The sequence below is a fragment of the Sphaerisporangium krabiense genome, from assembly GCF_014200435.1.
Taxonomy (GTDB): domain Bacteria; phylum Actinomycetota; class Actinomycetes; order Streptosporangiales; family Streptosporangiaceae; genus Sphaerisporangium; species Sphaerisporangium krabiense.
Map to the genome: position 1 here is coordinate 4,630,725 of NZ_JACHBR010000001.1, position 15,327 is coordinate 4,646,051.

The 15,327-nt window shown below is 67.3% G+C and carries 8 protein-coding genes; 6 read left to right on the forward strand and 2 right to left on the reverse strand.

Features of this window, described 5'->3' with window-relative positions; all coding sequences use genetic code 11:
- Positions 1 to 6: 6 nt before the first annotated feature.
- From BJ981_RS20485 to BJ981_RS20500, 4 genes are all read left to right on the forward strand, one after another.
- Positions 7 to 1,158: an ABC transporter substrate-binding protein gene (locus BJ981_RS20485; protein WP_184612905.1), complete on the forward strand. Its 1,152-nt coding sequence runs from the start codon at positions 7 to 9 to the stop codon at positions 1,156 to 1,158.
- Between the two features lie 32 nt (positions 1,159 to 1,190).
- On the forward strand, positions 1,191 to 2,063 hold the full coding sequence (locus tag BJ981_RS20490) for a branched-chain amino acid ABC transporter permease (protein WP_184612906.1): 873 nt from the start codon (positions 1,191 to 1,193) through the stop codon (positions 2,061 to 2,063).
- 19 nt (positions 2,064 to 2,082) lie between these two features.
- A complete protein-coding gene (locus tag BJ981_RS20495; RefSeq protein ID WP_184612907.1) occupies positions 2,083 to 3,192 on the forward strand; it encodes a zinc-binding dehydrogenase in 1,110 nt (369 codons plus the stop codon).
- A gap of 107 nt (positions 3,193 to 3,299) precedes the next feature.
- On the forward strand, positions 3,300 to 4,280 hold the full coding sequence (locus BJ981_RS20500; protein ID WP_184612908.1) for an aldo/keto reductase: 981 nt from the start codon (positions 3,300 to 3,302) through the stop codon (positions 4,278 to 4,280).
- A 3-nt stretch (positions 4,281 to 4,283) separates the two neighbouring features.
- Here the strand turns inward: BJ981_RS20500 and ligD (BJ981_RS20505) are convergent, their stop codons facing one another.
- Positions 4,284 to 5,234 carry a non-homologous end-joining DNA ligase gene (ligD, locus tag BJ981_RS20505; RefSeq protein WP_184612909.1) on the reverse strand — a complete coding sequence of 317 codons (951 nt, stop codon included), beginning with the start codon at positions 5,232 to 5,234 and terminating at the stop codon, positions 4,284 to 4,286.
- Positions 5,235 to 5,311: 77 nt separating this feature from the next.
- Positions 5,312 to 5,638 (reverse strand): non-homologous end-joining DNA ligase LigD, encoded by a 327-nt coding sequence (gene ligD / locus BJ981_RS20510; protein ID WP_221314741.1) that lies wholly within the window; start codon positions 5,636 to 5,638, stop codon positions 5,312 to 5,314.
- Between the two features lie 335 nt (positions 5,639 to 5,973).
- Here ligD (BJ981_RS20510) and BJ981_RS20515 point away from each other — a divergent pair, with 335 nt between their 5' ends.
- Positions 5,974 to 14,688: a LamG-like jellyroll fold domain-containing protein gene (locus BJ981_RS20515; protein ID WP_184612910.1), complete on the forward strand. Its 8,715-nt coding sequence runs from the start codon at positions 5,974 to 5,976 to the stop codon at positions 14,686 to 14,688.
- Positions 14,685 to 15,059, forward strand: a complete 375-nt coding sequence (locus BJ981_RS20520) for an SCO4402 family protein (protein ID WP_184612911.1) — start codon at positions 14,685 to 14,687, stop codon at positions 15,057 to 15,059. Before BJ981_RS20515 ends, BJ981_RS20520 begins: the two co-directional genes overlap by 4 nt.
- Positions 15,060 to 15,327: the final 268 nt, after the last annotated feature.

Sequence of the window (15,327 nt, forward strand, 5' to 3'; positions counted from 1 at the left end):
GCAGTAATGAAGCGTTCTCTCACCAGCATCGTGGCGGTGGCCGCCCTCGCCCTGGCCACCTCCGCCTGCGGCGGCGATAGCGGAACCGACGGCCCCATCAAGATCGGCGCCATCAACGGCATCACGGGCCTGTTCCAGACCCCCGAGGTCCCGAAGGCCGTCCAGGCGGTCTTCGACGAGGTCAACAAGGCGGGCGGCATCAACGGCCGCAAGCTGGAGTTCATCAGCAAGGACGACGCGATGAACCCGCAGCGGTCCACCGAGGCCGCGATCGACCTCATCGAGTCCGAGGAGGTCGTGGCGCTGGTCGGGTCCTCCAGCGCCGTCGACTGCGGCCTCAACCGCGCCACCTACAGTAACAACAAGATCGTATCAATTCCCGCGGTCGGCGTCGACGCGACGTGCTTCAGCAGCCCGAACATCGCCCCGGTCAACCCGGGTCCGTTCAAGCTGATCACGGCGATGCTCTACTACGCCTCCGAGACCCTGAAGCGCGACAAGGTGTGCATGTACTACACCGTGCTCCCGGGCAGCGGCGGCGGCATCGAGACCGCCATCAAGGAGTGGACCGACATCACGGGCAAGTCCCTCACGGTGAAGGACCTGTCGGTCGGCCAGGGTGACCCGACGCCGTACCTGGTCAAGGCCAAGGCGGCCGGCTGCCAGGCCATCCTCTACAACGCGCAGGTCGGCCCGTGGTTCGCGCAGGCGGCCACGCAGGGCATGACCGACGTCGACTTCATCATGGGCGCCAACAGCTACACCGACGCCAACGCCGCGCTCATCCCCGCGAAGATCAACGCCTACGCGGGCACCGAGTGGCAGCCGTACACCGACGCCACGCTGCCGGGCAACGAGCGCTGGTCCAAGATCGTCGACGCCAACAAGATCCAGCGGACGGCGTTCAGCCAGGGCGCGGTCATGGCGGCCGACGTCTTCGTCGAGGTTCTCAAGGGCATCAAGGGTGACATCACCCGCGAGTCGGTCACCAACGCCTTCAAGAACATGAAGCCCATCCAGTACCCGATGGTCGGCACGCCCTACGTGTTCGGACCGGGCAACGCGCACAACCCGATCGAGGGCAGCCGCTTCGTCAAGGTTCTGAACGGTAAGTGGCAGGTCCTTCCCGAGGGCTTCATCGTCCCCGGCAAGAACTAGCCCTCGGGCGTTTTCCAGAAGGAGTCTGTCCGATGCTGAACTCCATCATCGCCGGCCTGACCAGCGGCGGGGTCTACGCCCTGCTGGGCCTGTGCGTGGTGCTGACCTATCGGCTCGTCGCCGTGGTCAACTTCGCCATGGCCGCCACCGGCGCCGTGGGGGCGTTCACGATGGTGTCGCTGACCGAGGCCGGGCTGAACGTGTGGCCCGCCCTCATCCTCGGCGTGGCCGCGGGAGCGGCCCTGTCGGGGCTGCTCGGCGCGGTGCTCGTCCGCTGGTTCTCCGGGCACGACGAGCGCACCAAGGCGGCCGTCACGGTCGCGATCTACGTGGCCCTCATGGCCGCCGGCCTGCGGATCTTCGGCAACAACACGTCGGGCGCCCGCAACTTCCCGCGGCCGTTCGACTCGCCCGCCTTCACCGTGGGCGACGTCGTGGTCCCGCAGGCGGTGCTGGTCTCGCTCGCCTTCGCGGTGCTGATCACCGTCGGCGTGGGACTCCTTCTGAGCAGGACGGGAGTGGGCCTGCGCCTGCAGGCCCTCTCCGAGCGCCCCGAGACCGCGCAGGTCGTCGGAATCCCGGCCCCCCGCCTCGCCATGGCGGTGTGGGTGGCCATCGGCGCCCTGACCACGCTGGTCATCCTCATCGTGGCGCCCCGCCTGGGCGGCGACTTCTCCACGCTGGGCGGCCTCATCGCGACCGCGCTCGCGGTCGCGATGGTGGGGGCCTTCCGCAGCCTCCCGCTCACGCTCCTCGGCGGAATCCTGCTCGGCTGCCTGGAGGGCTTCGCCGCCTTCTGGGAGCCCGTGCAGCAGTACCGGGGCGTGGTCCCCTTCCTGGTGATCCTCGTCCTGCTGTGGTGGCGCAGCCGCCACGAGGTCTGGGACACCGCGCACAGCAGATAACCGATCGGAGATTCACCGCATGTCAGTTCCCACAGCGACCCGCGCGGCCGTCCTGACCGCCCACGGGGAGCCGCTGGCCATCGAGGAGCTTCCGCTGCCGGGCGAGATCGAGCCCGGCGCGGCGATCGTCAAGGTCGACTGCGCGACGCTGTGCGCGACCGACGTGCACATCTGGACCGGCGCCATGTCGTTCCCCGGGATGCTGCCCATGGTGCTCGGCCACGAGATGGTCGGCACCGTGGTCGCGGCCGGGGCGGGGACGGCCGACGCCCTCGGCCGCCCCGTCCAGCCCGGGCAGCGCATCGGCTGGTCGGAGTCCACCTGCGGCCACTGCTACGGGTGCACGGTCGTCCGCAACCCCGTGGCCTGCTCCAACCGCGGGTACGGCTTCCTCCAGCGGTCCGACCGCTTCCCGTACTCCACCGCCGGTCTGGCCGAGTACGACTACGTCACGCCGGGCGCGCAGAAGCTGCTGCTGCCCGAGGACGTGAAGGACACCTGGGCGGCCAGCGCAGGCTGCGCCGTCAAGACCGTGCTGCACGCCTTCGACCGCGCGGGAGGCGTTCGCATCGGGTCCACCGTCCTCGTCCAGGGCGCCGGAGCGCTCGGCATCGTCGCCACGGCGGTGGCGAGCGCCTCCGGCGCCCGCACGGTCATCACCGTCGGCGCGCCGGACTCCCGGCTCGAACTGGCCAAGCGGTTCGGCGCCGACGTCACCATCGGCCTGGACGGCGACGCCGAGAGCAGGCGCGCCGCCGTCATGGAGGCCACCGGCGGGCGCGGCGCCGACCTCGTGCTCGACCTCGCCGGCGCGCCCGGCATCGGCGCCGAGGCCGTGGACGCCGCCGCGTTCGGCGGCACCTTCGTCATCGTCGGCACCACCGGCCCCCGGCCCGACCCCCTCGCGCTCGGGACGATCATGGGCAAGGAGCTGAACGTCCTCGGCTCCCTCAACGGCGACATCGGCGACTACCACGACTCCGTGGAGTTCCTGCGGACGTTCCAGTCGCGCTTCCCGTGGGACGCGCTGTTCAGCGCGCCCGTCGGGCTCGGCGGCGCCTCCGAGGCGCTGGCCGCCATGTCGCGCCTGGAGCAGGTCAAGGCCGTCGTCCACCCCTGGCTTCCCTGATCCTCACTTCTCCCACCCCGGCGGATTCACGCCGTGCGGCGTGTTCCGCATGCCGTGAATCCGCCGGTGACACCGCTGTCCGCACCACCGCACGACCGAGGAGTCCGATGTCCGAGCGAACCTCCGAGCGAAATAAGGTCGTCCCTCTGCGCAGGGCCGGCACCCACGGCCCCGAGGTCTCCCTGCTGTCCCTCGGGTCCTGGCACACCTACGACCGCATGCACTTCGAGGACGCCGTGGCCATGATCCGCCACGCCGTCGACCTCGGGATCAACCTGTTCGACGTCGGCGTCTACGGGTTCCCCGGCATGCCGCCGGTGTTCACCGACGTGCTGTTCTCCGCGATGATCCGCGCCGCCGGCGTGGAGCGCGACGAGTACGTGCTGTCCTCCAAGATGTGGCTGGAGCCGTACCCGGAGATGTCGCTGCGCGAGCAGCTCGACCGGGCCCTGTTCCGCGTCGGCCTCACCCACGCCGACATCGTGATCCTCGGCGACATCCGCCGCGACGACCTGGACCTGCGCCGCCTGGCCGAGGACCTGGCCGCGCTGGAGTCCGACGGCGTCATCGGCTGCTACGGCGTCAACAACTGGTCGGCCACCTCGATCCTCACCCTCAGGGAGCACGCCCTGGCGGCCGGGTCGCCCGGCCCCCAGATGGCGCAGCTCAAGTACAGCCCTTCCCGCCGCTCGATCGCCGACGGCGAGCCCTTCAAGGAGGTGTGGGGCGCCGGCATCACCCTGGAGGCGTCCGACGTCATGGAGGGCGGCATCCTGGTGGGCAAGACGGGGGAGAGCCGCCAGGTCGGCCGCGACCCCGGCGACATCAGGCAGCGCATCGTGGAGTCGGCGCCGAAGCTCGCCGCCGTGGCCGCGGACCTGTCGGCCAGCCCGGCGCAGCTCTGCGTCGCCTTCGCGCTCAGCCACCCGGCGACCAGCACGGTGCTGTTCGGCGCCAGCCGCATGGAGCAGCTCGTCGACAACGTCGCCGCGCTGGAGCTGCTGAACCGGGTCGGCGCGGACCGCATCCGCGAGCTGGTCACCCCGTTCTGGGCGGACAAGGACGCGGTCGACCCCGAGGGCCCCTGACCCTCAGCCCCGTCGCGCGCGGGCGCGGCGTTTGCCCTCGTGCATGGCCTGCACGCGGGCGACGGGGATCGTGTGGCCCTCCTCCACCAGGTCGGCGGGCAGCCGCTGCGGGGCGGGCATGAGCGCCGCCCACGGGTCGGCGTCCGCGACCAGGCGGGCCGCCGTGCGCAGGGTGAAGTCGCCCGGCGCGACCCGGTCCAGCTCCTCCCACGCCACGGGGAACGACACCGGCACGCCGGGACGGATACGCGGGCTGTAGGCGGCGGCCACGGTCGCGCCTCCGGCCCGGGTCGAGTCCAGGAAGACCTTGCCGCCGCGGTCCTCCCGGATGAACGCCGTCGTGGCGAGCGCCGGGTCCAGCCGCTCGGCGCGCGCGGCGACCGCCCGGGTGGCCGCCGCGACGTCCTCCATGGCGGCGCCCGGCTCCAGCGGGACGAAGACGTGCACGCCCTTGGACCCGCTGGTCTTGACCGCGCCCGCGAGTCCGTCGGCGGCGAGCGCCTGACGGACGAGCAGGGCCGCCCGCACGGCCATCGCGAACGCGTCGCCCTCCGGCGGGTCCAGATCGAGGATCAGGTGGGTGGGCGAGTCCAGGCGATCGGCCGTGACCAGTCCCGGGTGGTACTCGACGGCCCGCTGGTTGGCGAACCACAGCAGCGTGCGCCGGTCGTCGCACAGGGCGTAGGAGACCTCGCGCCGCGAGGTCTCCGCCCACAGCGTCACCGTCCGCAACCAGTCCGGGGCGTACTTCGGGACGTTCTTCTGCATGAACGGCTCCTGGCCCTGGCGCACACGGATCACCGAGAGCGGCCGCCCGCGCAGCGCGGGCAGGATCCGGTCGGCGACGGCGTCCAGATAGTCGACCAGGTCACGCTTGGTCGCGCCCGCCCCGTCGAAGAGCGGCTGGTCGAGATTGGTGAGCGGCACTCCGTCCCGCGTCTCGTCGGTGGTCACCCGCCCACCATGCCCACCCGGACATTCCAGGGTCAACCACGCGCGCCGCACGGGCTCAGACCACCGCCACCGCGGCCTCACGCAGCGGTCCGCTGGCGGCTTGGTTCGTCCGCCAGGTCGGCGGGCAGCCGCTGCGGGGCGGGCATGAGCGCCGCCCACGGGTCGGCGTCCGCGACCAGGCGGGCCGCCGTGCGCAGGGTGAAGTCGCCCGGCGCGACCCGGTCCAGTTCCTCCCACGCCACGGGGAACGACACCGGCACGCCCGGACGGACGCGCGGGCTGTAGGCGGCGGCCACGGTCGCGCCTCCGGCCCGGGTCGAGTCCAGGAAGACCTTGCCGCCGCGGTCCTCCCGGATGAACGCCGTCGTGGCGAGCGATCTGTGGCCTGGACGGTCTGTCCGCACCGCCAGCTGGTTCTGAGACCTATAGGGGTATCAGGACTTCGTCTTCAACGCACACGTTTTGTCCAAACCCGATAAACCTGAATTGAGACCACCGATTTATCGAGTGCCGCCCACTAATGGTTACCAACCGTGTGCCGTCCAGCGGATCACGTAGTGTGATTTAGATCACTGTTGCCTTTCTGTCGACCTCCAACATATGTTCCAACAGCACTCGTAAGTGATCAACTGGAGGATTGCTTAAAGGCCGAGATTTCACCTGCCTGGCGAGGTCTGCGGTTCCTTTTGACGTGCTCACGGGGGGTGACTTCATGCGGCGTTGGTGGTGTTCTCGGCGATTGACGGTTGCGGTTTTGTTCGCCGGGGCGATGGCGGTGTTGATTTCGGGGGTCGCGGTTCCGGAGGATCTGGCTCCTCCCGCTGCAGCCAGGACGGTCGCTCTGCCAGGTGTACGGATCGATACCTCGCATGTGGACACTCCGGTGCAGGGGACGGGGTCGGCGGCGGGGCGCCCGCATGCGGTTCCTGTTGAGGCGACAAGAGCCGAGGGGCAGCTGGAGAATGTCAGCGCTCCACTGAAGCGACCCAAGGGCGCTTTGCCGTTGGAGGCCCGTCAAAGGCTTTCCAAACATCCTGCGAAGGGTGGTAAGAAGCTTCCTGACTTACCTCGCCGCTCGGCGGCGGTTGCCGTTGCGGCCGACCGGAACTGCTACCACCCGCAATGGTCGCCCCTCGGCTCGTATTCGGCAGGCGCGATCGTTTCGTATTACAACACCACCCAGGGGATGACCGAGCCCCACGATTTCCAGGCGCAGTGGAGTACGTCGCTGCCGCCGCTCGGCACGAACGCCTGGCAGGACCGGGGCCCGTGTTATGTGCAGCCGCAGCCGCAACCTCCCTCGCTGTCGGGCTACTGGCCGGCGAACAACACCCTGGTCGGGTCCTTGGCACCGACGCTGCGGGCATCGGCCAGTTCGACGACGGGCGCCGAGGTGAACTACTACTTCACAATCTGCTCGGGCCCGTTGGGACCGTCGGGTACCTGGGATTGGTGCTCGGACAGTCAGTGGATCCCGGCGAGCACGTGGGATGTGACGGGCGGCAATCTGAAGTGGGGCAAGCAGGCGTGGTGGAAGGTCTCGGCCAAGGACACCTCCAACGGGCTGACCACGACTTCGCCGTGGATCACCCTTACCGCGCAGCCCGAGCAGCCGTCGGTCAACGCATTGCTGGGCGCAGGGGTGGACGGGCGTGAGTTCAACCAGGTGGTGGGCAACTACACCCAGACGGTGACCGATGCGACGGTGGCCACGGTCGGTCCGCCGCTGACGACCACGCGCACCTATAACAGCCTGGACCCGCGGACCGACGGCATGTTCGGCTCGGGGTGGAGCACTCGGTGGGACATGCGCCTGGTCGATGAGACGCAGACCCAGACGGTGCTGGTCACCTATCCCGACGGCCGTCAGGCGCGGTTCGGGTCCAAGGGTGATGGGAGTTACGCTCCGCCGATGGGCGCCTACGCCACGCTGGCGACGGTGTCCGGTGGCGGGTGGCGGCTGATGGACAAGTCGGCCACCTCCTATCTGTTCGACGCGCAGGGCCGGGTCACCAAGATCACCGATAACCGGGGGCGTGCGCAGGATCTGGTGTACGGCACCGGCGGCAAGCTGGCCACGGTGACCGCGACCGGCGGCCGGTCACTGACCTTCACCTGGACCGGCGGCCACGTGACGGCCATCTCCACCGACCCGGTCAACGGGACGTCGCTGACCTGGTCCTACACCTACGACGGTCACAAGCTGACCAAGGTCTGTGCCCCGGGTTCGTCCACCGCGTGCACCACCTACGCCTACCAGGACGCCTCGCGCTACAGCACCGCGGTGGTGAACTCCACGCCCTCCTACTATTGGCGGTTGAACGAGGGCACCGGCTCGGCGGGCTCCAAGCTGGCGGGTGCGCTCGGCCGGTTGCTGGGCGGTGGTGACGCCTCGTTCAGCGGTTCGGCCTACAACGCCACGGTCGGAGTGGCCGGGGCGCTGGGCGGGTCGACGGATACCGCGGTGCGGCTGGCGGGCACCTCCTCTGGCACCTACATCGTTCTGCCTTCCTACTCGGTGCTCGGTGCAAGTAGCCACCTGACCGTCGAGGGCTGGTTCAAGACCTCCGGCTCGGGTGTCATCCTGGGGCATAACACCTACGTCTACTCCGGGACCCCGCAGAACTTCACCCCAGCGCTTTATGTGGGCACCGACGGCAAGCTGCGCGGCCAGTTCTGGAACGGCCTGGCCAACCCGATCACCAGCTCGGCCGCGGTGAACAACGGCCAATGGCATCACGTGGCGCTGACCGGAGACGGCAACAGCCAGGTGCTGTACCTGGACGGCCAGGCGATCGGCACGCGCACCGGCGCCATCGACCATCGCGACCAGTACGACACCCGGCTCGGATCGGGGTACACCTCCTCGGCCTGGCCGTCCTCGACCAGTTCGGTGCAGGTCTTCCCCTTCCAGGGTGATGTGGACGAGTTCGCCACCTACAGCAGGTCGCTGCCGGCGGCAGAGATCCTGGCGCACTATCAGGCCGGTGCGGCCGCCGGGCAGATGGCCAATTCGACGCTGCCGTCCGGCCGGGTGTGGGCGCAGAACGTCTACGCCGCCGACGGCGGGCGCCTGCAGACCCACACCGATCGCAACGGTGGGCAGTGGCAGCTGGGAGTTCCGCAATACGGTGAGGACTCCCAGGGGGATCCGCAGGCGACGATCACCGTGACCGACCCGCACAACGGCACGTTGGTCTCCACGCACGACGCGCTGCGCGTGCTGCGGACTACCAGCCAGACCGACCAGCTGGGCAAGATCACCAAGTACGAGTACGACGTCGGCGGCTACGTCGGGAAGATCACCGACAGGAACGGCAATACCACCCAGGCCACACACGACGAACGCGGCAACGAGCTCAGCATGACCAAGTGCCGGGCCGCGGGGAACTGCCAGACCTCCTACGCCTCGTACTACCTCAACCCCACAGACAAGTTCGACCCGCGCAACGACCAGGTGACGGCCTACCGCGACGCCCGCTCCACCAGCAGCACCAGCAACACCTACGCCACCAAGTGGGAGTACACGACCTTCGGCGAGAAGTCCAAAGAGACCACGCCCGCTACCGGCGACTTCCCCAACGGGCGCTCCACCACCTACGCCTACACCGACGGGACCGAGGCGGCCATCGGTGGCGGGACCGCCCCTGCGGGGCTTTTGAAGACCGAGACCGACCCTAAGGGCAACCAGCGCACGTTCGCCTATACCGCCGCCGGTGACCTGGCGCAGGTGACCGAGCCCACGGGTTTGGTGGTCAAGCACACCTACGACGCGATCGGACGTAGAACCTCCAGCAGCCAGATCACCGGCGGCCAGGAAGATCCACCGACGCCGGCGGCGTCCACACTGTCGGAGGACGGGCTGGTGGCCGCCTACGGGCTCAACGCCGGGACCGGAACCGCGATCGCCGACGACTCCGGGCACTCCCAGGCCGGTACCGCCACCGACACCACTTGGTCCAACTCCGGCAAGTTCGGCAAGGCGCTGTCGTTCAACGGCGCCTCCTCCTTGGTCACGGTCCCCGACTCCCCGTCGCTGCGACTGTCGGACGGCATGACCGTGATGGCGTGGGTCAACCCCACTGTCCTGGACAACTGGCGCCAGGTGCTGATGAAGGAGTTCGACGGCGGCCTGTCGTACGCGCTGTACGCCTCCAACGGGTCCCAGCCCAACGGCTGGGCGGTCAACACCAGCGGCACTGAAGGTAGCGTCAACTCCTCCCAGGACATCCCCATCGGGACCTGGTCGCACCTGGCGCTCACCTACGACGGCTCCAAGCTGGCGTTCTACCTAAACGGCACCAAGACCGCCGAGACCGACTTCACTGGCGCGCTGCGCGCCGACGACGGCCCACTGCGGATCGGCGGCAACAGCACCTGGGGCGAGTACTTCACCGGCCTCATCGACGAGGTACGCGTCTACAACCGCGCACTGACGGCCTCAGAGATCCAGGACGACAAGGACACCCCCATCACCGCCCCCGACCCCGATCCAGACCCGCTGGGGTCGGTGACCAGCACCACGACCTTTTCCTATGACGCCTTGGGCCGGCTGGCTACCCAGACCGGCCCCGGGGTGAAGAATCCGATCAGCAACGTCACCCACACCGCCCAGACCGGCTACAGCTACGACGGCGACGGCAACAAGCTGACCGAGACGCTGTCGGACCTGACCGGCGGTGATCCGGCCCGGACGACAACCTACGAGTACGACACCTACGGCCGAGTGGAGAAGGTCACCAGCCCGGAAGGCGGCATCCAGCAGACCAGCTATGACCATAAGGGTCAGGTGGTCGCCACGGTCGACGCAGCTGGCGCCACCTACAACTATGGCTACACCGCGCGCGGGCAGAAGGCGACGGTCACCTTGAAGGGGTGGACCGGCAGCCCGACCAACCCCCAGCCTGCTCAGGACGTGGTCATCAAATCCTACGCCTACGACCAGGGCGGACGGCTGGCCTCTGAGACCGACGCGCTGGGCCGCACCATCCGCTACACCTATTTCGATGACGACGCGCTGGAGCAAAGGGTCGCCGACGATGTCCGGCTGAACGACTCCACCACCCCGGTGGACGTGGTGCTGTCCAAGGCCACCTACGATGCCGCAGGCAATCTGACCCGCCAGGACGCCGGCGGCAACAAGACACGGGTCGACTACGTGTATGACGCCTCGGGCCGGATGACCAGCGCCACGCTTGACCCGGCGGGACTGGGTCGCAAGACCGCCTACACCTACGACGCCAACACCAACGTCACCCGGCAGACCCTGACCGCCACCGACAGCACTCGCACCGAGATCACCTCCTACCAGTACAACGCGGGCAACCGGATGGTCGAGCAGACGGTGGAGAATGGCACCACCGATCTGACGACCACCTGGAAGCTGGATGATCGTGGCCTGGCCACCGAGATCACCGACCCACGCGGCAACGTCTCTGGCACCACCCGGATGGACTACACCTCTCTGATCGACTACGACGCCCTCGGCCGGACCGTCAAGGTCCAGGAGCCATCGGTCAAGGTCGAACGCGGCGGCGGTGCGGCGGTGACAGAGCGCCCCACCACGCTTGCCGGGTACAACACCGCAGGCGAGCAGACCCACGAGAAGCGCCCCGAGGGCCGCGCCGGGATAATTTCCTACGATAAGGCGGGCCGGATCACCTCCGTCACCAATGCTGCCTACACCCCACCGGGTGGTACGCCGATCACGCCCCAGCTCTCCTACGGCTACGACGCGGCCGGGCGAATGACCTCGATCACCGATCCGCGGGGCAACGTCGCCGACATCACCTACGACGTGCTGGGCCGCCAGGTTCGCATCACCGCCCCGCCCGCCACCTCCGGCGCCGCGCGGGGCGCCTGGGACTACACCTACACCCTCACCGGTGAGCCCCTGTCGTCCACCGACCCGACCGGCTCCCGCATCGAGGGCACCTACGACGGGCTTGGCCGGCAGATTACCTCGACCCAGTTGGAGCGCAAGCCCACCGCCGTGGCGCTCACGACCAAGGCCGAATACGACACTGCGGGCAACCTGGTGGCGGTGGTCGAGCCAGCCGGGAACCGTATCCACGCCGACGTGAACGCGGCTGGAGAGATCCGCACCCAGACCGACGCGCTGAACCATTCCTCCACCTTCGAGTACGACTTGGCCGGGCGCACCACCAAGGTCACCGACGCCCTGGGCAACGCCACCATCGCCGAGTACGATCCGGCTGGCCGCAAGACCGCCGTCAAGGACCTCAACGCCTCAGGCACCGTTCTGCGCACCTACGGCTTCGCCTACGACGCCGCCGGCAACCTCACCGGCCAGATTAGCCCCGAAGGCCACAGCACCCAGCGCACCTACGACGCCGCCGACCGTCTCACGCAGCTGGTCGAGCCGGTCTCGGCCACCAAGACCATCACCACCTCCTTCGGCTACAACGCCGAGGGCCAGCGCACCCGTTACACCGACGGGCGCGGCAACGTCACGCTGAATAGCTACAACACCTTAGGCCTAGTGGAATCCCGGATCGAGCCGGCCACGCAGGCTCACCCGGATCTAGCCGACCGGACCTGGACCTTCAGCTACGACGCCTCTGGCAACCAGGTCGGCGTGCTGCAGCCAGGCAACGTACGCGCCACCAACACCTATGACAACCTCGACCGGCTAATCAGAGAAGCTGGCACCGGCGCAGAGGCCGCCACCCAGACCAACGCCTTCGGTTATGACCTGGCCGGACGGCCCACCATGGCCGGTGATCTGGTCTTCGACTACAACGACCGCGGCCTACTGCTGACCACCGCCAAAACCGGCACCTCCAGCACGCTGTCGAGCTTCGGTTACGACGCCAACGACCGGCTGACCCAGCGCACCGACGCCGCGGGCACCGCCGCGTTCACCTGGGACGCCGCCGACCGGCTCAAGACCATGACCGACCCGGTCACCAGCACCACGCTCACCTACGGCTACGACAACGCCGACCGCCTCACCGGCATCGACCACGGCAGCAGCCGCGCCAAGCGCGCCTACACCTACGACTCGATGGACCGCCTCACCGGCGACACCCTCAAAACCTCCACCGGTGCGGGCATCGCCTCCATCGGCTACGGCTACGACCTGGACGACAACCTCACCACCAAGACCACCACCGGATTCGCCGGCGCGGGCACCAACATCTACAGCTACGACCGCAGCAATCGGCTCATCTCCTGGACCGCCCCCGGCGGAGCGGTTACCGACTACGAGTGGGACGACTCCGGCAACCGCACCAAGACCGGTTCAAAGACCTTCGCCTACGACGAACGCAACCGGCTGATGTCAGGTGACGGGACCAGCTACACCTACACCGCCCGCGGCACCACCGCCACCGAGAACAAGGCCAGCGTCACAAAGATCCTGCAGTTCGACGCGCTGGACCGCATGACCAGCGACGGCGAGGCCGTCTACGCCTACGACGCCCTCGACCGCGTCACCAGCCGCAACCAAGGCGGCACAGTCAGCCGCTACCTCTACGGTGACCTGGCTAACGACATCGTCGCCATGACCGACGCCAGCGGCGTCAATCTGGCCAGCTACAGCCGCGGCATCGACGGCGAACCCATCGGCATCTCCGACGGCGCCGGCCCACGCCTGGCCTACACCGACCAACACGGCGACCTCATCGGAACCTTCGCAGGCACCGCCACCTCACTGGCCGACTCCGCCGCCTACACCCCCTTCGGCGAGGACGCTGCCAGAACCGGACCCAAGCACCAGCTCGGCTACCAAGGCGAATTCACCGATCCCGCGACCGGCAAAGTCAACATGCACGCCCGCTGGTACCAGCCCGGCACAGGCACCTTCGCCAGCAGAGATACGTGGACACGGATTCCCGCACCATCCGTCCGCAATAACCGTTACACCTACGCGGACGCCAATCCGCTGACTGCAATTGATGACTCAGGACATGTTCCCAATTGTCCCGAGCTATGGGGATCCCCAGAGTCCAAGGCGTCCGCCAACCCGAACCCGAGCCCTTGTCAGCCAGGCTACAAATTTCCCGAAGGCGGCTGCGGAAAATCTTCAGCGTGGGCCACGATCGCCTCCACCCCTAACCCGTGCGGTGGCGGTGGCGGTGGCGGTGGCGGTGGCGGTGGTGGCGGTGGCGGTGGCGGTGGTGGTGGCGGCGGTGGCGGTGGTGGCGGCGGTGGTGGCGGTGGCGGTGGCGGTGGCGGTGCCCGGCCTCAGCCCAAGCCCAATCCGAAACCCACCATCGACTGCAGCCACGGGCCTAACAAGGGCTATTGCGACCCGCCATTGGGGGGCGGAAAAGACTGCACATCGAAGAACAAATGTCAGATTCCACCGGGCGAACCTGTCCCGCCCGTGCTCAACTGCAACCTGAGCTCGCCCGATCCGGACTGTCCCGCACCCAGGCCCGATCTGACCTACTGTGCCGGATGCGGCAACACGCCCCGGTTCAGCCCTGTGTTCGACCCTGGCCCCCCGCTGCCAGACCCGTACGAGTCCTTGCCTGGCCCCATCATCAAACTTCCTCAAATAGATCCGCCCGAGTGGTGGAAATGCTTTGTGAGTGGCTGCGATGCAGGCGATGACCCGTGGCGCAACTTCTGGAATACAGCCGGCAGGCTGGGTGAAGCGGACTCTTTCGTCCGAGTCCCCCCGGTTACCCGTGTTCCAGAATGGCTACGCGACGTCCCCTGTGTCCCCAACAGTTTCGTACTCGGAACCTTGGTGCTGATGGCCGACGGCACTCATAAACCCATCGAACAGGTACGGGTGGGCGACTGGGTTCTCACCACCGATCCGTTAACAGGGAAGACCGGCCCTGGTTTGGTTCTTGCACTGATAGATGGCTCAGGCGTCAAAAGTCTGGTGCAGGTCGCCGTCGACGCGGACCCAGAACAGAAGAGACCTCCGAATACACTAACCGCAACCGATGGGCATCCTTTCTGGGTTCCGCGACTCGGTAAGTGGGTAACAGCGAGGATGCTTGGCACAGGTACGTCCCTGAAGACCGTCGCTGACGATCATGCCAAGCTGACCGCCGTGAGGAAGTGGACAGCAGGTGCGAGGGTGTACAATCTCTCGGTCGCCGGCCCTCACACGTACTATGTCACAGTAGGCACACAGGATGTGCTCGTCCACAATTCCACTCCATGCTGGACGCCAACCGGTCAACCAATATCGAAGATTCCCCCAGAGTGGGGACCCGGGCGTCCAAACAAGAAAGGAGTGGGCACCCGGTGGCAGGATCCGAAAAATCAGGGCTCCGGTGTCAGAATCGATAAGGGGGATCCCAACAATCCACAGCCGACACAGCAACGCGACCATGTCATAGTACGCGACCATGGCAAGGTTATCGGAAGGAACGGAAAACCAATAGACGGCTCTATAAGGGAACATCCCGAAGATGCCCACATACCGTTCTCTGAGTGGTCGAAATGGTCTCAATGGAATAAGCCATGACGAACGTAAAGTATCCAGAGGCGCGCGCCGAGGTGGTTTTGGCCATCAAGTCACTGGCGGACGTCGACTATCAACAACGGGTCTGGGTAGAGCGTCTATACCCTCAGCCAGGGTACTATGATGATTTCACCCAAAATATTCACATCTTGTACGATGATACTGCGGTGTTGGAGGACCCTATATCGGCGGTCGGAATATATCTCAAGTCGAGAGACGAGGCCGACGCGCTCATTTCTGTAGCTCGTGCTCTAGAAAATATATTTGCCGATCTCGGGACCGAACGCCCTGACGCCGACTATCTCCGCTCCCCGCTTTGGGGCGCGGTTGTGGAGGCCGCCGCTCGGGCAAGCCAAGTCATGTCAGACGGCTAATACTCCAGTGAAAAGTCGTGATCTCCCTGGTTGGGCGGGCACGAGGACGGCCACCGCGCGATAATCAGTATTTGTGCTGACACGACAAGATCGCGCGGTAGCCGTGACCATGGCCAGACCCTGACGGCTGGCAACACGGGTTCGATGCGCTGATGGCCCGAATCGCTCCTCGGTTCGGTAACCGGGAACCCCGGCGCACCGCCGGTGCCTACCTGACGGGCCTGCTATCCGATGTCGAACGCAAGAACTGCTGGAACCTGACCGAACA

Excerpts from the sequence above, each read along its gene's own strand:
- BJ981_RS20500 (WP_184612908.1), top strand. The coding sequence starts at position 3,300 with ATGTCCGAGCGAACCTCCGAGCGAAATAAGGTCGTCCCTCTGCGCAGG.
- BJ981_RS20490 (WP_184612906.1), top strand. The coding sequence starts at position 1,191 with ATGCTGAACTCCATCATCGCCGGCCTGACCAGCGGCGGGGTCTACGCC.
- BJ981_RS20485 (WP_184612905.1), top strand. The coding sequence starts at position 7 with ATGAAGCGTTCTCTCACCAGCATCGTGGCGGTGGCCGCCCTCGCCCTG.
- BJ981_RS20495 (WP_184612907.1), top strand. The coding sequence starts at position 2,083 with ATGTCAGTTCCCACAGCGACCCGCGCGGCCGTCCTGACCGCCCACGGG.
- BJ981_RS20520 (WP_184612911.1), top strand. The coding sequence starts at position 14,685 with ATGACGAACGTAAAGTATCCAGAGGCGCGCGCCGAGGTGGTTTTGGCC.